This window comes from Streptomyces sp. NPDC058157, from assembly GCF_042884105.1.
Lineage (GTDB): Bacteria > Actinomycetota > Actinomycetes > Streptomycetales > Streptomycetaceae > Streptomyces.
On record NZ_JBHVUQ010000004.1, the window covers coordinates 17137 to 36741 of the forward strand.

Below are 19605 nucleotides of genomic sequence, written 5' to 3' on the forward strand. Positions count from 1 at the left end.
CGACGGGTGGACCCGAACGCATCGCCGCACAGCACCGGGACCGACGGCACGGTCCGAGGCAACGGCGGCGGGAACGGCAAGGGGAACGGGCTGGCCCTGTTCGTCATCGCCTCCTGCCAGCTCATGGTCGTCCTCGACATCACGATCGTGAACATAGCCCTGCCGCACATCCAGACGGCACTGAATTTCTCCACCGAGAGCCTCTCCTGGGTGGTCAACGCCTACACGCTCACCTTCGGCGGCCTGCTCCTGCTCGGCGGCCGCACCGGCGACATCCTCGGCCGCAAACGGGTGTTCGTCTTCGGGGTCCTCCTCTTCGGCCTGGCCTCCCTCCTCGGCGGACTCGCCCAGAACGCCGGCCAGCTGATGGCGGCGCGGGCCGTCCAGGGCGTCGGCGGCGCCATCGCCTCCCCCACCGCCCTCGCCCTGATCACCACCACCTTCCGCGAAGGGCCCGCGCGCAACCGGGCCTTCGGCGTGTTCGCCGCCGTCTCCGCCGGCGGCGGCGCCATCGGGCTGCTCGCGGGCGGCCTGCTGGTCGAATGGCTCAACTGGCGCTGGGTGCTCTTCGTCAACGTCCCGATCGCCGTGCTCATCGCCGTCATGGCCCGCCGCGTCCTGCGCGAGTCCGAACGCCACGCCGGACACTTCGACTTCACGGGCGCGCTGCTCGGCACCTGCGGCATGGTCGCGCTGGTCTACGGCTTCATCCGGGCCTCCCAGGACGGCTGGTCCGACCCCTTCACCCTCGGCTCCTTCGGCGCGGCCGTGGTCCTGCTGACCCTGTTCGTCGTCAACGAGCGGCGCTCCCAGCAGCCGATCACCCCGCTGCACATGTTCGCGGACCGCAACCGGGCCGGCACCTACGGGATCATGCTCTTCCTCGCCTGCGCGATCTTCGGCATGTTCTTCTTCCTGACCCTCTTCGTGCAGAACGTCCTCGGCTTCAGCCCGCTGCGGGCCGGCCTCGCCTTCCTGCCCGTCAGCGTCATGGTCGCCGTCTCGGCCACTTTCACCTCGCGGCTGCTGCCCCGGTTCGGGCCCAAGCCCTTCATGGTCGCGGGTGCGCTGTGCTGCGCCGCCGGACTGGCCTGGCTGACCCGGATCGACGTCCACTCGACCTACCCGGGCAGCGTCCTCGGCCCGATCATCGTGTTCGCCACCGGCATGGGCATGCAGTTCGTCTCACTGACCCTGATGGCCCTGTCCAACGTGCCCGACCGCGAGTCGGGCGCGGCGTCGGGGCTCCTGAACTCCATGCAGCAGGTCGGCGGTTCGCTCGGCCTGTCGATCCTCGTCACCGTCTTCGGCACGGCCAGCCGCAACGAGGCCAAGGACCAGGTGATGTCGTTCGTGAACGGCTCCACCCCGGAGCAGAAGGCCTTCTTCGCCCGCACCCACCAGTTCCCCAAGCCCTGGTCGGACCTGGTGCTCACCTCGGGCGTGGGCGCCGCCTTCGTGGCGGCGTCGGCCTTCACCCTCGTCGGGGCGCTCATCGCGGTGTTCGCCATCCAGGTCCGGCCGTCCGACCTGCAACGTCTGCAGGGCAACCACACCCCGGCAGGAATCCAGGGGGAATCCGGCGGGTAGTGTCGCCTGGTCATCGAACACCGGGGGGAAACCGATGCTCCGACCCATCCTGCGCGGCGCCGCCGTGACGGCCGTGACCGTCACCCTGGCGGCCCTCACCGCCTCCTGCGGCGGCGGGGGCGACGACGGGGGCCACCGTCCGAAGGCCGCCGCGGCCGCCCTGGCCGCCTCCGCCTCCGACCCGTCCGGCCCCTCCGACCAGGGCCCCTCCGACCCGGGCCCGGCCGCGCCGTCCCCGCAGCCGGAGAAGGTCCGGGACGCCTTCGCCGCACTCCAGGCCACCCTCGGCGACTCCTGCACCCCGGCCAACTGCGCGTACCTCCTCGGCCGGGTCCACGACGAACTCCACCGCGTCGACCGCGCGATGAAGGCCGACCCCAAGGGCCCCGGCCACTTCCCCGAGCCGATCGCCCTGATCGCCCGGCTGGACCAGGAACTGGGCGCCGACCACGGAGTCGAGAACCTCAAGCGGCACCAGCCCGCGGTGTTCGGCGCCCGGGACGAGATCGGCACCTGGATGCAGGACCACCCCGACGACTACCGCTGACCCCGGCCGCCGGCCAGGGCCTACCGCTCCACGGGGCGGATCCGGCAGCGCATCGGGCCCGTGGCCTGCAGGGTGATGCCGGCGCTCAGCGGTACCTCCGTGTCCACGGTCTCGACCTCGTACGCCCGCAGGAGCATCGCCAGCGCGACCACCGACTCCAGCATCGAGAAGTGCTGCCCGATGCAGGCCCGCGGCCCGCCCCCGAACGGGAACCAGGCGTAGCGGGGCCGGCCCGCCTCCGCCTCCGGCGTGAAGCGGTCTGGGTCGAAGCGGTCCGGGTCGCTCCAGTAGCGGGGGTGGCGGTGCGTCACCCAGGGGGCCAGGATCACCGTGGCGCCCGCGGGGACGGCGTGCCCGTCGATCTCGGTGGCGGCCACCGCGTTGCGGCCGATCACCGGCGCGGCCGGGTACAGCCGCATCGCCTCCTTGAGCACCCGCGTGAGGTACGGCAGCCGGTCGAGGTCGGCGGCCTCGGGCGTACGGTCGCCCAGGACGCGGAGGACCTCCTCACGGGCCCGGGCCTGCTCCTCGGGGTGGCGGCCCAGCAGGTGCAGGGCGAAGGCCAGCGAGGTGGCGGTCGTCTCGTGCCCGGCCAGCAGGAAGATCAACACCTGGTCGCGCAGCTCGGCGTCGTCGAAGGCCGCGTCGTCGGAGCTCTGCGCCCCGGCGAGCAGGGTCAGCAGGTCCTGGGCGCCGTCCTCGCCCTCCCCGCCCGCCCGCCGCCGCTCGGCGATGATCCGGTCGCAGACGCCGTACAGCTCCTCCATCGCGGCGGCCGCCCGCCGGTTGCCCGGGGTCGGCCAGGTGCGCGGGACGTTGAGGGGGGAGTAGCCGCGGCGCAGGACGTACTCGGTGATGACCGGGAAGCACCGGTGGACGACGTCCGCGGTGGCGTCCACATCGGCCCCGAACAGGATCCGGGAGACCGCGCGCAGCGCCAGGTGCATCATCTCGTCCGAGACGTCGACGAGCCCGTCCCGCGCCCCCGCCCAGGAGGCCAGGGTGCCGGCGGTCTCCTCCGCGACCGCCCCGGCGTAGCCGTCCACCCGCTTGCGGGTGAACAGCGGCTGCACCAGCCGGCGCTGGCGCAGGTAGTCCGCGTCCTGGGCGGTCAGCAGGCCGTTGCCGAAGGACTCCCGGATCTCCCCGTAGAACGGGTTGTCCTTGCGGAAGTTCGCCGACTCCGAGGCGAGCACCTGCTGGGCCCCCTCGGCGGAGAACACGCAGTACATCTCCATGCGCAGCCCGGGCGGGCCGACGTCGATCCGCACGACGTCACCGTGGCGCCGCCGGGCCTCCAGATAGGTGCCGAGCGAATCGGCCTTCAGGGCCGGCAGCGACCCGAGCAGCGGCACCCCCTCCAGCACGGGGAACCCCGCCCCCGCACCAACCCCCGTACCCGCTGCCATGGCGGCCCCCTCGACTCCGTACGTCCGTACCGACCAGGGGATTGTGCCGCCCACCCGCCCGCAGCGCGAGCCCCGCCCTCCCGACGGCCGAATACCGCCCCCGCCTTGGCCGGCCGGCTGCTTGTCGCGGGACCGGCCCTGTGCGGCGCCGCCTAGATGTCGCGGAACTCTGCTGCATGCCGTCTGACCTGCGGAAAGTGGCTTCACTCAAGATCATCTTGCACAAACCCTGCACGAACGGGCCGGCCTGCACATCACGCGGCCCTCCCGTACATGCTCCGGACCGCCTGACGGACCTTCTCGCCGGCCCCGGCGACGCGGTGGACGTAGTTACGCAAAGTGAATGCCGGATCGGCGTGTCCGAGGCGGTCCGCGAGGGTGTAAATGTCGACTCCGCCGTCCAGCATCATCGACGCGTAGAGGTGTCGGAGGGCGTGCATCATCTTGTCGCGGGACTTCTCCCACCGTCGGCCCGGCTTCTCGGGGTCGAGGGGTTTGATGAGTCCGACGGCGGCCAGGGCGGGCTTCCATACGTAGCTGTTGAACCAGTTCGCCTGGATCGGCTTCTTCTCCCGGCCGTAGAAGAAGATCCTCTTCGTCATCGGCTCGCCGTCCCGCGTCCGCCAGGGGAGCGTCACCTCGATCGGCGGGTACTTCTCCATGTGCTCCAGCAGGGCCTCGGCGACGGCGTCGCCCAGTTCCACCCAGCGGTCGCGGGGATCGTCCTCGGTCCCGCCCTTGGGGTTGTCGAAGACGAGCACGGGGCCGTCGTGGGCGACCTGGTGCTGGATGTGAACCATTGCGCCATCCGGGTGGCTCCAGTCGATGTCAGCGGGCCCGAAACCGAAGCACTCACCCTGGCGCATCCCGAGACCCCTGCCGCTGTCCACGAGCGTCTTGTACCGGTCCGGCAGTTCGGCCCGGATCTTCTCCGAGTCGTTCCACGTGACCGTCAGCTCCTTCGCGGTGGTGCTGCCGCGTTTCGGCCTGACGGCCTGGACCGAGCGCGACAGGAGCGGGTTCTTGCGGATCAGCTCGTCGTCCACCGCGAGGTCGAAGGCCGACTGAAGGTTCGAGAAGATCAGCCGCAGCGTCGAGTCCTCCAGCAGCTCACGCCGCCCGGCGAGCCAGTCGCGGATCGTGGTGGCGCTGACGTCCTTCAGCTTCAGCTTGCCCAACGGGGTTCCGATCACGTGCAGCCGCATGCGCTGCTCGTACCGCTGCATGGTCCGGGGGTTGTCGAACTTCAGGCCAGACATCCAGATCGTCACCCAGTCCCCGACGCGCACCTCGCCGCCCTCGGGATTGATGTACGAACCGTCGTCGACCTCGGAGCGCATCTTGTTCTCGTACTTCTTCGCCTCGGTCTCGGTCCGGCAAAGCTCGGTTTGCTGGACGCCGGCGGGGTCTCGCCAGCGTGCCTGCCACCGCTTGCCCTTGCCGTGAGCCTTGGACTGGAACTTGCCCCTGTGCTGGCGGCACACGGGCGCCTCGGGGTGCCGCTCATGGCACTCGTCCGGGGCGGCGTGGGCGCAGTCGAGAGCGGCCTGGGGCGGCCGGCTCAAGTGCCAGTTGTCGTATGGCACGCAAGAACTCCTGATGATCGTGGTGAAGGGGGAGATGGCCCGGCCGCGGGCTAAGGGTTCTGGTCGGCCTTCTGTGCGTCCCACCACGCCTCGACGTCATCCCAGTCGTAGCGGAGGTGCTTGCCGATGCGTACGGCCGGCGGCCCCTGCTTTTTGTGCCGCCACTGGTAGAGCGTGGCCACAGGGACCTGGAGGAAGGCGGACACCTCTTCGGTAGCGGCCTTCGGGCGTCGCGGATCAGAACGCCGCACCGGGGAAGCACTCACCGCTTCCACCCGCCCGTCAGCGCCGGGCAGCAGCCATCACCATACAACTCACCCGCGACAGCGATGCTTTGGTTCATCTGCGGATCCCTGTCCGCTCCGGCCCCAGGGTGGCTACCACGTCCACCAGGCGGCGTTCCCAGCAGTGGTGCCGGGCTATCCGCGTCTCAGGGCCTCGTGGCGAGCTGATCATCCGCTGGTGGGATATCCGGCCCGACACGCCGTCTGGTCACCCTTTTGGCCCTGCCGTCGCCGTTCACCGGTTTGGCGTCTTCTCGGTTCCGGGGCATGGAGATCACGCTGGAGAGGTGACCGTAACCATCGCCCAGGACGTCTTCCAGCCCGAGCAGTACCGCGCCCTTCTCGTCGCCTTCCGCCCGGTCGAGTACATCGAGAACTGGTTCGACGGCCACGGCAAAACGCAGCCGGCGGTGGTCACCGAGTTCTCACCGCTGGAGCAGGTGTTGAACGCCGGGCCGAAAAAACGGCGCGCGGACATGTCGCCCAAGGAGCGGGTCCTGGAGCAGTTGCTGGGATCGGAGGATCCAGGCGAAGCCGTGCCCGTGGAGAGGCCGGAGGCGAAGCTGGTGACCGTCAAGCACGTCTATTTGGTCGAAGCCCTGAGGGCGGCTCAGGGGATGCAGGGAATCTGCGCCGGCTGGATTGTCCACGTCCAGACCCCTTGGGTCTTGATGCCCCCCACGGTTTCCGAGTACGCCCGCGTCTTCAAGCACTGCGAGGCGCTGGGCTGGATTTAGCGCCTGCTCATGCCATGGTCCCCACTCCTGAAGGATGCGGCGCTGTCGATGACCCCCAAGGGTGGGCGGCCGGTGAGCGACCGAAGGGAGCGGGGTCGCCCAGATCGACCGTAGGGAGATCCATAGCTCAAGCTCGTTGCTATGGGGGTCCCTACGGTCCCCCTGGCCCTCCCCGCTCCCTTCGGTCGCTCACCGGAGGGCCACTGTCAGGGCAGGTCGGACGGAGCCCCGGGCCGTCGAGGCCAGAGCAGGAGCACCGGAACCAGCTCCACCACGGGTGTAAGAGCGAATCGACACGACAGCCCGCTGACCTGCGGAAACGCCTCGAAAGATATATCTCACCGAGATTCCGCTATCTCTGTGAGGTATAGAACCGGGCCGGACAGTCCCCCTGGTAGCGGTATAGGTATCCAAAGCCAGCGAATAGACTGTGGTGTAGGCAAGGCCGCGGTACGGCGCGGATGGGCCGTAGCCCCTTCCCCCTCCTTCGCGGGAGACCTTGTGCCGCGCCGCAGTCAAGAGAAGATCAACTCCATCGAAGCCGTCGACGAACTGTCCGGCGAGATGCGGAACTTCAAGATCCATTCGACTAGTGAACCGGATTACGCATACGGGTTCGCTGGCCAAAAATTTTCGATGATCGCTCACGAGATGTTCCGCGTGATGCGCCACAACCGTAAGTCCGTCGCCGATTACGACCTCTTGTCCCTGCTGATCGAACTCCAGAACAGAAGCTCTCCCGGCCTGATCATCTACAAGAAGCAATCCGAACTGGGCGATGCACTGGGTGTTGCCCAGTCCAAGATCTCCGTGTCCATGAAGGTGCTCCGGGAGCTGCACATTCTACGACCGATCAACCGCTCGGCGGTGATGCTCAACCCGCAGTTTGTCTATTGTGGGTCGGGCAGGGATCACGGGGCAGCAATCAAGGCAATCCCTGACGGAAACCACTACCGTCGCCAACCCGAATCAACTGACCGTAAGGCTGCGTGAGAGAGGGACCATGAGTCGCTACACCAAATACTCCGTGGACTACCTCCGCTCGGTGAACCGGGGTCGCGTGCGTTACGACCTGACGGCCAACGCCTACCGCCTTCTGTTCCTGCTCACCAGTACCCAGACACCCGGCGCACCCGGAGTCGCCCTCACGGGCTCGCAAGAGGCCATCGCCGAGGTCCTGGGGTGCTCCCAGCCGACGGTCTCGAAGTGCCTCAAGCAGCTCCGAGAGGCGGGGGTCATCAAGCCTCTCGACGGGGGCCGTTGGCAGATCCACGCTGACTACATGCTCGGTGGATACCGGCCGAGCGAGAAGGTCGTGGCGATGCCCCTCGCAGCCTGAGTGCCTCTGGCGGTTACCGTCGCCGCCTCGGAAGCGCCGTGAGCTGGGCGCCGTGCCCGAGCATCGGCGTGACCCTGCCGACGACCCAGCCGGCCCCGAGCGAAGTCGACAGCCCGAGGATCCAGTGCACGAGTTCTAGGCGCCGGTACCCCAGGTCCCGGACCTTCCCGCCGCCGTCGAGGACCCGGACGTGCGCGAGAAGACGCCCGTGCCGGTGGCTGCGGGTCCTCGGCGTAGTGGAGACAGGCCAGATCGCGGCGAACTCATGCAAGTGCGCCCCGGGGCGCCACAGCGGCGCGTGCGGGATCAGGGCGCGCCCCTCGGCGTCGGTCTCCACCTTCGGTTCCTCGGGGTCTCCTGCGGCCAGCAGGAGGGCCTCGGCGCGTTCCGGGGTGACTGCCCGGCGGGCGGCGGTCCGAGTGCTGTGTGGCTTCACGCGGTTTTCCTTCTGCCGCGCCGAGACCATCAGCCCCGGCCGTGATCTTGTCCGTGATCAACCCATACAGCAAAGGGCGCATTTTCTGATAATTCACCCGGTTGGGGCGTTATCGCCGTAACTCGCGATGGACAGGATCCCTTCACCCCGTCGGCCACGGCCCTTCGGGATCAGGGGCGAAGGCGACGACCAGGAGGACGAGACCGTGTTCGAGCACCAGGCCGTAGACCGCGGCGACTTCACGGAGATCCGGCCGGCGCATACCGAGCCGCGACGGTGGCGGTGGTGGCAGGTCTTCGACGAGACCCAGCACACCCGCCGGATCGACCGCGACGACGAGGGCGGAGAAGGGAACCCGCAGTGACCCCCAGGGAGAACACGTTGACCGTCACCACCCTCACACCGATGCTCACGCACTGGATCGAGAACGACCCCAAGGCCCAGCACATCCGCGATCAACTGGCGGCGTATGCCGTGCAGGTCGGCAAGGCCACGTTCCTCCACCGCGATGTTCTGCGGCAGCTTCAGGGCCACGTCGTCGCCCTGCGAGTGCACGAGCGCCGCGGGGTCTACAAGCCGGGCATCGGCAGGACGTACATGGGCGTCCGTCTTGACCTTCTCGACCTGGACGGCGGCGACGACTACCGCGACGTGTGGGTCACAGCGGGCTCGTACCGGCGTTCGCTCCCCATCTTGGGTACCAGTGACTGGGTTCTGCGCCAGCTGCGACAGGGAGACGCTTTCGGCCGACTGCCGAAGAACGACCAAGCCGCTTACCTGGGCAAGCTGGCTATCCGCCTTTTCGAGGCGGAGTCCCCGGTCCCGTCGTGGGGGTCCGTGGCCGCCTGACCAGAACAGAACAGAACAGAACAGGGCCTAGGCCGGCGCCGGGGCCATGAAGAAGGCTTTGCCGAACCGAGATGGGGCGCGAAAGGACGACGGCGAGGGCTCCGTCGGGCAGCAGGACGGACGGTTCACGATTTCCTGACGGACTCCGCTGGCGCTCCCGGGCTGCAAGAGCGCGCAAGAAGTCGCAGAGGGGCCCCTCAAGCCGCTGGGCAGGGGTTTGACGGGGGGATGAGGGGCCGGGAGGCTCTCGGTATCCCCCCTCCCGTCACCTCGCCCCAGGAGGCTTCCTCATGGCCCGACAGATCCCGTACACGCTCGCCGTCCGCCTCGAACGCGTCGAGGGCAAGCCGACCCCGGTGGCCGAGATCCTGGAGACCCTCGCCGGCGAACTCGAAGGGTTCGAGGTGTGGGTGCAGATGGAAGACAGGGAGTCCCTCTACCGCCTCACCGTCGAGGACGTCACCACCGCGATCGACCTCGGCCGGAACGTCTGAGCGGGGCGCCGGAATCGGGGGACGACGAAGGTCCGTCAACTCCGGCCAGCAGTACAGGTACGTGGCCGCTGGTTACGTAGGTAACCGGCGTCTCCGCCGAGGGCGACGCCGGGGCGGTTGCCGGAGAACACGGAGAAGCCCCGCTCACAACGGGACCCCGTTCGTCACCGCGTCGGCCCAGGCCCCCTCAGGACATCCGCCAGCGGCATTCCCGCCTCCGACCACCGCTTCAGTCCCTCGCGGTCGATCAGGCGCACCCTGTCGCCTTCCGCAGCCCACGCCTTCGCTCCGCCGACGAACGCGCCGTTCGTGACGACGATCGGAAGCGTGCGGGGCGGATGGTTGCCGCCGACGAGGTGCTGGAGGACCGGCTGCCCGACCCTGCCGTTGCCCGCCGTGAAGTGCTTCGCCTGGACCGCGAGGTGGTTGCCCAGCTCATCGACGGCGAGGACGTCCACGCCCTGATCGCCAGCCCCGCCGCCGGAGCGCACGATGCGGTAGCCGTCTCGGTCGAGCAGGTCGGCGATGTGCTGCTCGAACGCGGAGTGGTGAAGGTTGTCGATCTGCCGCAGGTACAGCCCTGCCCGCCGCATGATGACGGCCTCGATGTCTCTGTGGATGCTCGCGCACGTGGCGCTCAGCACCTGCGAGATGTTGCCGACCACTGCCGCAAGCCTCCCCGCGGCCTCTTCGTAGTCGTGGATGAGCAGCGCGGAGACGGTGTAGTAGCGGTTCGTGGGCTGGTTGACGGCCGCCTCGAACACCGCCATCTGCTCTCCCGCGACCCAATGACCCCTGTCCAGTTCTTGGCAGAGGTCCTGGATCCTCGGGTGGATGCTGTCCACGGCCGCAGCACGCCGCAGGGACTTGGGATCCGCGGCGTAGAGCTTCTCGACGTCCTCGCAGGCCCGCATGCCTGCCGTGAGCAGCTCCTTGCACCGGCCTATGAGCCATTCACCCGCTTGCGCGTACTGGCGGGCCTCGTCGACCGGAATCCCGCCAGGCAGCATCCCTTCGAAGTCGTCCAAGGGGACCCCGAACAGCGTCGTCGGGCCGCTGAAGTTGCCCCTGTCGACGTCGTGCATCAGCTCGTGCAGCCGGCGCACGGCCTTCTCGGCGGCTTCCACCTCGGGTATCCGGGTGTGGTCCGGGGACTTCCTTGGACGCGTGTCGGCTTTCATATGCTTCCCCTCCCTCGGGCGCGTCGCGCAGAGGAGAAGCTAGCCGATCTTGTGACGGAACGTCAGGTGCGTCCGCAGGGCGGAATGCCCGGAGAAGTCAAAAGTGGTGCCGGCAACTCCCGAAGGAGAAGTCGTACCCGGCACCACATGAGAGTCCAGGCGACTGGAGTTCTCGCTAAGGGAACCTAGCACATGTTGTTGCGGGTTCCGAGATCCTGTTCAGGAACCGGTATCCCGACTAGGGTTCAGGCCACTGCCCCCGCGCTGACACTGCGTTTCACTCCAGGGTGGGTGCGCGTGCGAGAGGTCAGGCCCCTATTTATCGGGAAATCGCCGTTAATGGTGGGGGGTGTCTCCATTTAGCATTACTTAATGCATTTCGCTGGGGCATCCAGGACATCACCGCTCGCGCAAATGAAATCTCACATTCTGGGCGTGATATTACCCGCCTTTCTTTTTTCCTCTGAATCCCCTACCCTTCCCCCTTTCTTTATAGAATGGGGCTCTGCCTCACCGAAGGGGCCGCCCGTTCGTACCGGGCGAATCCAGGCGACTGCGCGATAGGGGTTTTCTTCAGATGGGTCATGTTCAAGGGGACAGCTCTGTCCTTTTTCAGGACGCGTCATACGTCCTGCCGTCCACCATTGCGCCGCTGGTCTCGGCCGCGCGCGCCCAGGGGTGGACCATATCGGCGGAAGTCGCGCCGCACGCCTTGGAGCGGCTGTACCTCACCCTTACCGCCGAAACGGCGAACGGGAAGGGCTACGTCTACCTTGTGTGGGACCAAAAGGGCCGACGCTATGACGTGAGCTATGCAGCCGTGACCAAGCTTTGTGATGTGACGCTCGGCGGTACCGACTACCGGGGCGTTGGCCGGTCCAAGGTCGACAATGCCCGGTACATGATCCTGGCCAATCCGGCGATCCGTGGTGAGGACCCGAGTCGGCAGGTCGAACCGGAAATGGTCGAGACCGAGGACGACATTTCCGACCCGAACACTCCGGCTGGTCGGCAGGCGTGGTCTGTCGTTAGGCTGTCTCGTGACGCTCAGAAGTACGCGGGGCAGGCGGAGGAGCACGCGAAAGAGGCGGAGCGACTCGCACTCGAAACGGCCTGCTACGCGGATATCTCCGAGGTCTCTCGGACCGCGCGGGCATGCCGTGAGCAGATTTCCGAAGCGAAGCGGCACGCGGACCTTATCCGCCCCGAATTCGAAGCGGCGGAGCGGCTCTACCGGCGGGCCCGCTGGGCTCACGCTGCGGCGTACCGGATATCCAGCGTCATGTTTTTCTCTGACGGCCCGTGGGACGCGGTGATGGATGACTGGACGGAGCGCAGCAGCGATGCCCACGCGTCCGCCATGGAATACCGGGACCGCGCCGAGGGTGCGATTCAGGATGCCGGGGAGGACGTCCGCCGCGCGGAACGTCAGCTTGACCGTGCGTGCGCGGTCTGCGGGACCTGGTACCCGTGCACGCGGGCAGGGCGTGAGCTGACCGCCGACCTGTACGACCGTGGCGGGTACACCTGCGGCTGCGGGGGCGCCGTCGAGGACGTCGAGGAGTCGGCCGAGCCGGGTCCCGGGCAGATGAGCTTCGACGACGTGCCGGAGCCGGTGGCGCCGCAGCACGTGACCACGGTGACCGAGCTGGACGGGTTCCACGTCATCACGTGCTCGTGCGGGTGGACGCACGACATCGACGTGTTCACGCGCGAGGAAGACGCCCGGGGGCGCGCGGGCATGCACCGGCGCCAGCCGCACTTCGACGCGGAGCGCATGGCGGAGGGGCCGTGCGAGCAGCTCCAGAAGATCACCCGCGAGATCGACGGGACCGAGTTCGTCGCGAAGTGGGAAACGCGCCAGTACGTCATCAGGTGGCACGCCGCCGCGCTCCAGGTCGGCAAGACGGCCGGTGAAGCGTTCCGGCGCCTGCGGGCTGGCTTGAAGGACGACCCCGCGCAGTTCGCCCGGCTGATGGGCACCGAGACGACGACGAATCAGGCGGAGGAGAAGACGGTGGGGCGGAGCAGCCTTGCGCCGAAGAAGGTCGTGGCCAAGGTCAAGGTCGGCGACATCGTGTTCGGGGACAAGAGCCGCTTCCCCTGCGTCGCGGAGATCCTCGGTCACCGCTACGTGGTGCGCAAGCTCGCCGGTCTGTTCGAGGCGCAGCACGAGCACTCGGACGGCGCGCGGCTGGTCTTCGAGGGCGAGGACAAGAACAACCGATGCCGGACCGGCGGGGACATGTTCCCGAACCTGCCCGCGCTCAAGCGCGCCATCCTCGCGGACGCGATGGCCCGGGGCGAGGTCGTCGCCGAGGAGCAGCCGGATCCGGTGGCCGAGGAGCGGAAGGCGGTGACCCATGCCGACCTGTTCGCGGTCGACGGCGAGGAGCTGGTGAGGCTCCTGGAGTCCCTGCCGGAGGAGCAGCGGGAGGAGTTGGCCGCGCCGTGGCCGGTGCGGTGGCTGTACCCGGCGGAGAAGCCTCGGGGGCTGAACCTGTGCTCGGGCTGCGGTGGCGGCTGCAAGGGGAAGCGGCTGGTGTCGGACACGGACATGGTCTGCATCGACCTGGCCGGGAACGCGGCGGCGAGTTCGGAGGCTGCGGGCTGCACGGTGCTGCGGGCGGACGTGAAGACGCTGAGCCCTGAACACCCCGCGCTGCGGTGGACCGTGGACGCCATGTTCACGATGCCCTGCCCGGATTTCACGATCGCGGGCACGGGCGCCGGTCGTGCTGCGGAGAACCTGGAGATCCTGATCGAGGCGATCAACCAGGTCGGATACATGTTCGGAAACTATGAGCGGGACGGGACGGAGTACTGCACCCACGAGGAGGACGGCGAGGAGTGCACCTGGGAGGAGGGTTGCTTCTCCTCGTACGGGGAGCGCACCGATCACACGGTGGCGGACATGTGGGCGCTGGTCGAGGGCATGACGGCGAAGACGGCGGGGCTGATGCTGGCCCCGGTGATCTGGGTTCTCGGCCTGCGGTACATCGGCGCCCCGCTCACCCGGATCGTCATCGAGCAGGCCGCCGCCCTCCCGGAGCAGCTCAAGGAGGACATCTGGCTTGAGCTGGTGACGGCCGGGTGCGAGATGGCCGAGTGGGACACCGTGGACGCGGCGGACTTCGGGTCCCCGAGCAACCGCAAGCGCTCGATCCTGGCGGCGCACTGGTACCGGCGTCCGGGCCTGCCGGTGGCGCCGGGGATCACCACGCTGGCCCATGAGGCGATCGGATGGGAGCCGGACGCGGAGATCAACACGCGGGGAGACAGGAAGACCAGCGGGGGCAACGTCTTCCGCATGGACGGGCGGACCAGCCGCCACCCCGAGCCGAAGCCGATCAACGGCATCACCAGCAAGATCCGAGGCTGGTACAACGCGGCCACGGGGCGCCGGTTCACGATCGAGGAGGTGTGCCTCCTGGTCGGCCTGCCCGCCGACTACCCGGTGACGGGGGCGCGGTCCTCGCAGACGCAGCAGCTCGGAGACATCTTCTCCCCGCTGGTCTCCCTGGCGGTCTGGGGACAGCTCCTCGGGGTGCCGTGGCGGGAGATGCTGCGCCGCTACCTGGCCGAGCTGTACCCGGCTGTTCACGGCCAGACCGAGGACCCCGCCGACGTGGAGCCCGTGGCCGTGTTCATCGTCTCCGCCAAGTCCAACCCCACCCGGCGCCGGGTGCTGTGGGGCATGACCCGCGCGGACGCAATGAAGCTGTGCAGCGACGACCGGACCTCTTCGGACCGCTACATGCTGTGCTGGACCGCGCCGGAGCACCTGGGCGTGCTCGGGGATGACTGGGAGTGGACGAAGGACCGGGGGACCACGGACGCGGTGATCGCCGAGCTGGGCGTGAGCATCCTCGATCGCGCGGTCCTGGAGGCGGCGGCCGAGGACGCAGAAATTCCTCAGACCCACGCCGGCGAATCCGTCGAGGTCGAGGAGCAGGTTTCCGAGCCTGCCGACACGGAGGAAACCGCGCCTGAGTGGTCGTACGAGACCGAGCGGAACCCGCGTGCGGGATGCGGGTCCTTCCCCAAGCCCTGCATTCACGCGTGGCCGTGCGGGCGGGACGTGGTGGCGTGGAGCAAGGCGCAGGCCCGGGAGCGGATGGAGCAGGCGAGGAACACCCCCGGCGCCCGGCTCACCGAGGGCGAGAGCGTCACGTACGCGGGTGCCAGCGATGACGGGTACGGGCACAACTTCGAGGACATGGCGTACGACTGGGAGATCGCGGAGGGCAGGTTCCGGACGAAGTCCAACGACCTGGGCGACAAGCACCGCCACCACGGGGAGAGCCCCAAGGGCAACAACGGTTGGACGATCTCCGTGCGCTGCCTGCACGAGACGTGCAAGGGCAAGGTCTTCAAGTCGGTGATCTGCGACTCGGAGGCGGTCCTGGCCATGCGCGACCACGGACGCAAGAAGCACCCGGCGGCTGTCGCCCCCAAGGCGGGCGAGCCGGGGTTCATGAAGGCCCTGCTGGAGAAGCACGTGGGACCCGACTGGAAGCCGCTCGAAGCGACCGCCGACCCCGAGTTCGTCGAGGTCGAGGAGGAGCAGCCGCAGCACCAGGGCCCGCTCACCCGCGACGAGCGGCGGGCAGCATGGCGGATCGCGGCCGGTGAAGAAATCGCTCAGCCCCACGCCGGCGAATCGGTCGAGGTTTCCGACCGTGCCGACACGGAGGGAAAGGCAGTGCTGCCGTCGGCGGGGAGGGGTGTCTGGGAGGTCGGCTCGCGCGTCCTTCACCAGGGCCGAGCCGGGCGTGTGGTCAGCGCGAAGATCGGCACGACCATCGTCCTCATGGACGGGGCGGAGCCGGGACACCTGGAGCACCTGGAGCCGCGCGAACTGGTGGCGGAGAACTACCTGGTGTGCGGGACGCTCGTGCAGCTCTCCGTACCTCGCCGGGCCGTCGCCCTGGAGGAGCCGCAGGCGCCCGTGTGCGAGGCGCTGGAGACGTACGTGGTACCCGAGCTGCCCGCGCTGGTGATCTGCGGTGAGCCGGTCGCCCTGGTGGTTCCGAAGCGAGTCGTTGACCCGCGCATTGCGTGGGCGCAGTACGAGCGACCGGCGCCCGTGGACCCGCGCTTGGCCTGGATGGCGTACGAGCAGCCGGAGCCGGTGGACGTCCTCGCCGAGCTGCGCGCCGAACTCGAAGCGATCCGGGCCGACGTCGACACCTGGGGCGCGGAGGTCGCCGCCCTGGCCGTCGAGGAGGCGGAGAGGATCGTCCGGGAGGTCGTTGCCGACATGCGGGCGGCGGAGGTTCTGGCCCTGCGCGAGGAAGCGCGGGAGCTGCGGGAGTCCCTCGGGTGGGGGCCGGTTCGGTGGGAGCCGGTTCCGGTGCGACGGCGGGGCGGTTGGGCGGTGGCGGCGTCGGTCGCGGGAGTCCTGGCCGGAGTCGGGGCGGTGCTGGGGCAGGTGGGTTCGCCCAGGGGCTAGCGGGGGCGGTCGGGCCTTGGCGATCAGGTCAGGGCCCGGCCAGCTCCCACCCCATCACAGCCGCGCGTTTTTCTGGTAGCCCGGCCGGCCGCGGACGCAACCCAGTCTGACGCTGCCTTGGGCGCGTTCTGGGCGTCAGGTATCAGGGTCGGTTGTCGGATCGGGCGATTTCCCACTCCGAAAATCGACGCCTTGATCATCGGAACATGGAGATGATCACCGTCGAAGAATCTGCACCCCAGACGATGCGGTCCGCGCCGGCCAGTCGCCCCCTGACTCGCAAGCAGATGAGCCACCAGCGCCCAGTCGAGTGGCGACGGCCAGGGCACGAACCCACGGTCGGGATGCTGCTGTACCGACCGACGCCGGACGACGAACACGCGAAGTGGTTGGTGGTGCCGATGCGGTTCGGGTCCGTGACCGTGATGCCGGTTCCGTGGTCGGAGGTCGCGGCCGGCGAGTTCTTCCGCACGGGCCCCCGGGTGTTCTCAGTCGAGGACGAGCGCAACCTGGTGCGCTGGTTCCGGCGGCACCACGCGGAGCACGGCATGGAGGTGAAGAGGTAGCTCACCTTCGCCGGCTGGAGTCGGGATCGAAGTTCAAAAGGTGCGGCTTAGACTTTCCATCTTTTAGTACAACAACTCGGACCAAGGCTCGGTTCAAGATCCGGACGAGGGGTGTCGAGATCAACTGACGCTCACTAAGGTATGGCTCAGTCCCGGTAACCGTGCTTACCGGGATCGACAGAGGGGACAAATGAACGAGCTTGAGATCATCGACGCGGAGCTACTTCCCGTCGCTCAGAGTGACTTCCGGGGGGAAGTTCGGATTCCGGGCCTTACGGTCCACACCGCAGCAGATTATGAACTCAGCACCGAAACGCTCGAAGCACTCAAGGCAGCAATCCCGGCCGAGACCTACCGGAAATATGACTTCTGGCTCCGGCGGGCGGCCGGCTGGTGCGTGGGGCGCCGATCCGTGGTCCCGATGACCACCGAGACGCTCACCGAGTGGATCCGCGTCACCATCGACACCCCCAGCGAGAAGACCGGCGAACCGTACGGAGCGTCCGCCCTCGGTCAGGCCGTCGCCGCGATCCTCGCCGCGCACACCTGGAGCCGTACCCCCGTCGAGCAGCACCCCGACCCCCGTCCGGCCCGGCTGCTGATCAAGGCCCACAAGAAGCGCCAGGCCGACGCCGGCCGCCGCGTGAAGAAGTCCGCCACCATCGACACCGCCGGCTTCGTCGCCATGGTCGAGCAGTGCGACACCGACACCCTGACAGGCCTTCGGGACCGCCTGATCGTCATCTGGTCCATCTGGGCCATGACCCGCCGCTCCGAGTTCTCGGACCGCGTTCTGCCGGACGCCGTGGTGGTGCCGCGCAAGGGCGTGCGCCTGTTCTTCGCCAGCAGCAAGACCGACCAGGGCGCCGAGGGCGAGTGGGTCGTCATGCCCCGCCGGGACGACGTTCTTGACCCCGTCACCGCCTACACCGAATACCGCGACGCCCTCGCCGCGGCCGGCATCACCACCGGCAAGATCCTGCGCCGCATCGACCGCTGGGGGAACATCGGCGACGAGCTGAGCGCCGAGTCCGTCAACGACATCATCCAGGCTCTCGCGGACGCGGCCGGCGTCCTCTACGACGACAACGGCGTCAAGCTCACCGCGCACGGCCTGAGGGCCAGCGGTGCCACCATCGCCGACGAGAACGGCGCCTCGGGCGCGGCCATCCGCAAGCAGGGCCGCTGGTCGCCGAACTCGAAGGTGGCCGACGGCTACATCCGCCCGCGTGACGAGTGGGAGGGCAACGCCATGGCCAGCGTCCCCAGCATCCCCGCCCCGCGCACCGAGACCGACTGAGAAAATACGCAAAGCCCCCGCTGATTTTCTCGGCGGGGGCTTCGTGCTGTGCTGACGATTTTCTGGAGCTTAAATCGACGGGGCCCGGCCGTCTGCTGCTGCGATTTAGCTGGAGAAAATAAAACCGCAGGTCAACCTATTTGCGGTGTGACAAAAATGACACTGCGCCCAGAAAAATCGAGAGCCGCGCCGGCCCTTCCTGGCTCTAGCGGGGGATAGTGCGGTGCATGCGCTGGGGATGGCAGAGAATGGCTCACGGGCATCGGGCGAAAGCATGAGCGTGCGCAGCACCCGGTTTCCTGTAGCAGTGCTCATAGGGCTTGCAGTCTCGGAGCATATTGCCCCCCGAAAAAACGGCCCGACGGTAACGGGGAAGCCATTTCGGATGCTCGAAGTGGTACCGGCGGAGGAGAGAGCTTAGAGTCTCCTTGGGTGAAGTCCTAGACGCCGAGCAGCGCTCTCTCGGTGAGGACAACATAGAACGCCTCAGGCTTGCCGGCCTGGGGCGTTCGCTCTTTCCGGAAAGGCTCCGGCCTGGGCTCCAGCGGAAGCATGGGGCGCGCAGGGGTCGCAGTGCTTCTACTACTCGTACTGCTGACAGTCTTCGACTGTCGTTTCCCCGCCGAAATTCGTGCTGGGGCGGCCTCGGCTTACCTGAGTTCCTCGTCGAGGGCGTAGTCGAACCTGTTCCCCAGGACCTTGTCGAGCAGGCCGCGGGACTGTGCCTCGGGGGTCAGGAGGCTGGACCTCTCCTCGTCGGTCCAGTCCGAGAACTCGTTGATGCCCTCCTCGTAGGAGGTTTCTCCCCAGGCCGACCGGGTGTCCGCGATGTCCGCGTGGGCGGTGCCGGCGAAGGCGAGGGCGGCGGCACCGGCCGCGAGGGCGAGGGTGATGGTCTTCTTGATCGTCATGCCGTGATCAACGAGGACCCCCGCATCCGGACACCCCGGCGCCGCCCCCCTGTTCACCGCGATAGGGAGGGCGGCAGCCGCAGACGCTGGTGAGCGCCCGGTGGTGTTGCCTTCTACTCCTCGATCTCGTCCTCGCGCACGACGAGCATGAACCGATCGAGGAGGGCCTCCTTCGTCATGCCCAGGTGATGGGCGAGCAGATGGAACATGTCTCCGGCGAGCCGGCCGAACGCGTCGAGGAGGGCCTTGCCGCCGTTGATGCCGTGGTTGATGCACAGCTTGTTGTGCACGTCGCAGGTGGCTTTCAGGGCCTCGAACCTGTTGCTGTCGACGTCGGCCCAGAGCGGCAGCAGGGTGAGCGCGAGGTAGGCGGCCTCGTCGCTGGCCGTCTTGAAGACAACGCCGGGGTTCTTCGCCGCCGCGGGCTGGGGCCAAGGCTTCTTCATGCCCGTGGGCTTGCGGTGCTGATTGGTCCTGTTCTTCTTCTTGCTCATGGTGGACTCCACTTCGCGTACGCCTTTCTGGGCGCACGGAACCAGGGGAGCCGCTCCGAGTACGGGACACCGGTAGCCAGGGAGACGGCGGGAAGCTCAGCGCGTTGTCTCCCGCGCCTACCTCGCCTAGAACACCCCGTCGAGCGGGGAGCCGGTCCGCGTGGGCAACCTACCGCTTCAGGCGACGCGTGGCAGTCGGCCGGACGGGTGAACGCCTAGGACGCCCAGCTCTCGGGCCCCGGACCCTCCCACCGGAACAGCATGCGGTCCTCGATGTCCACGGCGTCCCAGTCGGGCAGCGCGACCCGCCTCAAGAACTCCCTCAGGTCCATCTCGCTGTAGGCCATGCCCAGGATCGTTCCGTCCACGTGCACGCGCCGGCCGCCGTCGTCGCCGGGGCGGTGGATCACGATGCGGGGGTCCATGT

General features: G+C 68.2%; 19 protein-coding genes. 11 read left to right on the top strand and 8 right to left on the bottom strand.

The window, feature by feature from the left end:
• Window positions 1–6: 6 nt before the first annotated feature.
• Both ACFVXK_RS01845 and ACFVXK_RS01850 read left to right on the top strand, forming a co-directional pair.
• On the top strand, window positions 7–1590 hold the full coding sequence (locus tag ACFVXK_RS01845; RefSeq protein WP_389609400.1) for an MFS transporter: 1584 nt from the start codon (window positions 7–9) through the stop codon (window positions 1588–1590).
• A 34-nt stretch (window positions 1591–1624) separates the two neighbouring features.
• On the top strand, window positions 1625–2137 hold the full coding sequence (locus ACFVXK_RS01850) for a hypothetical protein (protein WP_389609402.1): 513 nt from the start codon (window positions 1625–1627) through the stop codon (window positions 2135–2137).
• 20 nt (window positions 2138–2157) lie between these two features.
• On the opposite strand, the gene ACFVXK_RS01855 is transcribed toward ACFVXK_RS01850, so the two are convergent.
• From ACFVXK_RS01855 to ACFVXK_RS01865, 3 genes are all read right to left on the bottom strand, one after another.
• Window positions 2158–3546, bottom strand: a complete 1389-nt coding sequence (locus ACFVXK_RS01855) for a cytochrome P450 (RefSeq protein WP_389609404.1) — start codon at window positions 3544–3546, stop codon at window positions 2158–2160.
• 254 nt (window positions 3547–3800) lie between these two features.
• Window positions 3801–5132: a tyrosine-type recombinase/integrase gene (locus ACFVXK_RS01860; protein WP_389609406.1), complete on the bottom strand. Its 1332-nt coding sequence runs from the start codon at window positions 5130–5132 to the stop codon at window positions 3801–3803.
• A 50-nt stretch (window positions 5133–5182) separates the two neighbouring features.
• Window positions 5183–5407 carry a helix-turn-helix transcriptional regulator gene (locus ACFVXK_RS01865; RefSeq protein ID WP_389609408.1) on the bottom strand — a complete coding sequence of 75 codons (225 nt, stop codon included), beginning with the start codon at window positions 5405–5407 and terminating at the stop codon, window positions 5183–5185.
• A gap of 296 nt (window positions 5408–5703) precedes the next feature.
• Here ACFVXK_RS01865 and ACFVXK_RS01870 point away from each other — a divergent pair, with 296 nt between their 5' ends.
• The 3 genes from ACFVXK_RS01870 to ACFVXK_RS01880 all read left to right on the top strand — a co-directional run bounded on the left by ACFVXK_RS01870 (window position 5704) and on the right by ACFVXK_RS01880 (window position 7492).
• Entirely contained in the window at window positions 5704–6153 is a 450-nt protein-coding gene (locus ACFVXK_RS01870; RefSeq protein ID WP_389609410.1) for a hypothetical protein, read from the top strand.
• A 501-nt stretch (window positions 6154–6654) separates the two neighbouring features.
• Entirely contained in the window at window positions 6655–7146 is a 492-nt protein-coding gene (locus tag ACFVXK_RS01875; protein ID WP_389609412.1) for a replication/maintenance protein RepL, read from the top strand.
• Between the two features lie 10 nt (window positions 7147–7156).
• Window positions 7157–7492: a helix-turn-helix domain-containing protein gene (locus ACFVXK_RS01880; RefSeq protein ID WP_389609414.1), complete on the top strand. Its 336-nt coding sequence runs from the start codon at window positions 7157–7159 to the stop codon at window positions 7490–7492.
• Window positions 7493–7505: 13 nt separating this feature from the next.
• Here the strand turns inward: ACFVXK_RS01880 and ACFVXK_RS01885 are convergent, their stop codons facing one another.
• Window positions 7506–7928: a hypothetical protein gene (locus ACFVXK_RS01885; RefSeq protein WP_389609415.1), complete on the bottom strand. Its 423-nt coding sequence runs from the start codon at window positions 7926–7928 to the stop codon at window positions 7506–7508.
• Window positions 7929–8133: 205 nt separating this feature from the next.
• Between ACFVXK_RS01885 and ACFVXK_RS01890 the strand changes: the two genes are divergently transcribed.
• The 3 genes from ACFVXK_RS01890 (at window position 8134) to ACFVXK_RS01900 (ending at window position 9271) form a co-directional block, all read left to right on the top strand.
• Window positions 8134–8292: a hypothetical protein gene (locus ACFVXK_RS01890; RefSeq protein ID WP_389609417.1), complete on the top strand. Its 159-nt coding sequence runs from the start codon at window positions 8134–8136 to the stop codon at window positions 8290–8292.
• 17 nt (window positions 8293–8309) lie between these two features.
• Complete coding sequence (locus ACFVXK_RS01895; protein WP_389609419.1) at window positions 8310–8777, top strand: hypothetical protein; 468 nt, start codon at window positions 8310–8312, stop codon at window positions 8775–8777.
• Between the two features lie 290 nt (window positions 8778–9067).
• Window positions 9068–9271: a hypothetical protein gene (locus ACFVXK_RS01900; RefSeq protein ID WP_389609421.1), complete on the top strand. Its 204-nt coding sequence runs from the start codon at window positions 9068–9070 to the stop codon at window positions 9269–9271.
• A 164-nt stretch (window positions 9272–9435) separates the two neighbouring features.
• On the opposite strand, the gene ACFVXK_RS01905 is transcribed toward ACFVXK_RS01900, so the two are convergent.
• Window positions 9436–10398 (bottom strand): restriction endonuclease, encoded by a 963-nt coding sequence (locus tag ACFVXK_RS01905; RefSeq protein ID WP_389609423.1) that lies wholly within the window; start codon window positions 10396–10398, stop codon window positions 9436–9438.
• Window positions 10399–11029: 631 nt separating this feature from the next.
• On the opposite strand from ACFVXK_RS01905, the gene ACFVXK_RS01910 reads away from it, so the two are divergent.
• The 3 genes from ACFVXK_RS01910 to ACFVXK_RS01920 all read left to right on the top strand — a co-directional run bounded on the left by ACFVXK_RS01910 (window position 11030) and on the right by ACFVXK_RS01920 (window position 17773).
• Window positions 11030–15907 (top strand): hypothetical protein, encoded by a 4878-nt coding sequence (locus ACFVXK_RS01910; protein ID WP_389609425.1) that lies wholly within the window; start codon window positions 11030–11032, stop codon window positions 15905–15907.
• 206 nt (window positions 15908–16113) lie between these two features.
• Entirely contained in the window at window positions 16114–16473 is a 360-nt protein-coding gene (locus tag ACFVXK_RS01915) for a hypothetical protein (protein WP_389609427.1), read from the top strand.
• A 421-nt stretch (window positions 16474–16894) separates the two neighbouring features.
• The gene (locus tag ACFVXK_RS01920; RefSeq protein WP_389609429.1) at window positions 16895–17773 is read left to right on the top strand and encodes a hypothetical protein; all 879 of its coding nucleotides are present in this window, start codon (window positions 16895–16897) and stop codon (window positions 17771–17773) included.
• 650 nt (window positions 17774–18423) lie between these two features.
• Here ACFVXK_RS01920 and ACFVXK_RS01925 read toward each other — a convergent pair.
• The 3 genes from ACFVXK_RS01925 to ACFVXK_RS01935 form a co-directional block, all read right to left on the bottom strand.
• Window positions 18424–18684: a hypothetical protein gene (locus tag ACFVXK_RS01925; protein ID WP_389609431.1), complete on the bottom strand. Its 261-nt coding sequence runs from the start codon at window positions 18682–18684 to the stop codon at window positions 18424–18426.
• Between the two features lie 113 nt (window positions 18685–18797).
• Window positions 18798–19178: a hypothetical protein gene (locus ACFVXK_RS01930; protein ID WP_389609433.1), complete on the bottom strand. Its 381-nt coding sequence runs from the start codon at window positions 19176–19178 to the stop codon at window positions 18798–18800.
• 215 nt (window positions 19179–19393) lie between these two features.
• Window positions 19394–19603, bottom strand: a complete 210-nt coding sequence (locus ACFVXK_RS01935; protein WP_389609435.1) for a hypothetical protein — start codon at window positions 19601–19603, stop codon at window positions 19394–19396.
• Window positions 19604–19605 lie beyond the last annotated feature (2 nt).

What these genes read in the sequence shown, in the direction of transcription:
- ACFVXK_RS01850 (WP_389609402.1), top strand. Translation starts at nt 1,625, where the DNA reads ATGCTCCGACCCATCCTGCGCGGCGCCGCCGTGACGGCCGTGACCGTC.
- ACFVXK_RS01855 (WP_389609404.1), bottom strand. Translation starts at nt 3,546, where the DNA reads ATGGCAGCGGGTACGGGGGTTGGTGCGGGGGCGGGGTTCCCCGTGCTG.
- ACFVXK_RS01880 (WP_389609414.1), top strand. Translation starts at nt 7,157, where the DNA reads ATGAGTCGCTACACCAAATACTCCGTGGACTACCTCCGCTCGGTGAAC.
- ACFVXK_RS01900 (WP_389609421.1), top strand. Translation starts at nt 9,068, where the DNA reads ATGGCCCGACAGATCCCGTACACGCTCGCCGTCCGCCTCGAACGCGTC.
- ACFVXK_RS01910 (WP_389609425.1), top strand. Translation starts at nt 11,030, where the DNA reads ATGGGTCATGTTCAAGGGGACAGCTCTGTCCTTTTTCAGGACGCGTCA.
- ACFVXK_RS01915 (WP_389609427.1), top strand. Translation starts at nt 16,114, where the DNA reads ATGGAGATGATCACCGTCGAAGAATCTGCACCCCAGACGATGCGGTCC.
- ACFVXK_RS01920 (WP_389609429.1), top strand. Translation starts at nt 16,895, where the DNA reads ATGACCACCGAGACGCTCACCGAGTGGATCCGCGTCACCATCGACACC.
- ACFVXK_RS01925 (WP_389609431.1), bottom strand. Translation starts at nt 18,684, where the DNA reads ATGACGATCAAGAAGACCATCACCCTCGCCCTCGCGGCCGGTGCCGCC.
- ACFVXK_RS01930 (WP_389609433.1), bottom strand. Translation starts at nt 19,178, where the DNA reads ATGAGCAAGAAGAAGAACAGGACCAATCAGCACCGCAAGCCCACGGGC.
- ACFVXK_RS01935 (WP_389609435.1), bottom strand. Translation starts at nt 19,603, where the DNA reads ATGGACCCCCGCATCGTGATCCACCGCCCCGGCGACGACGGCGGCCGG.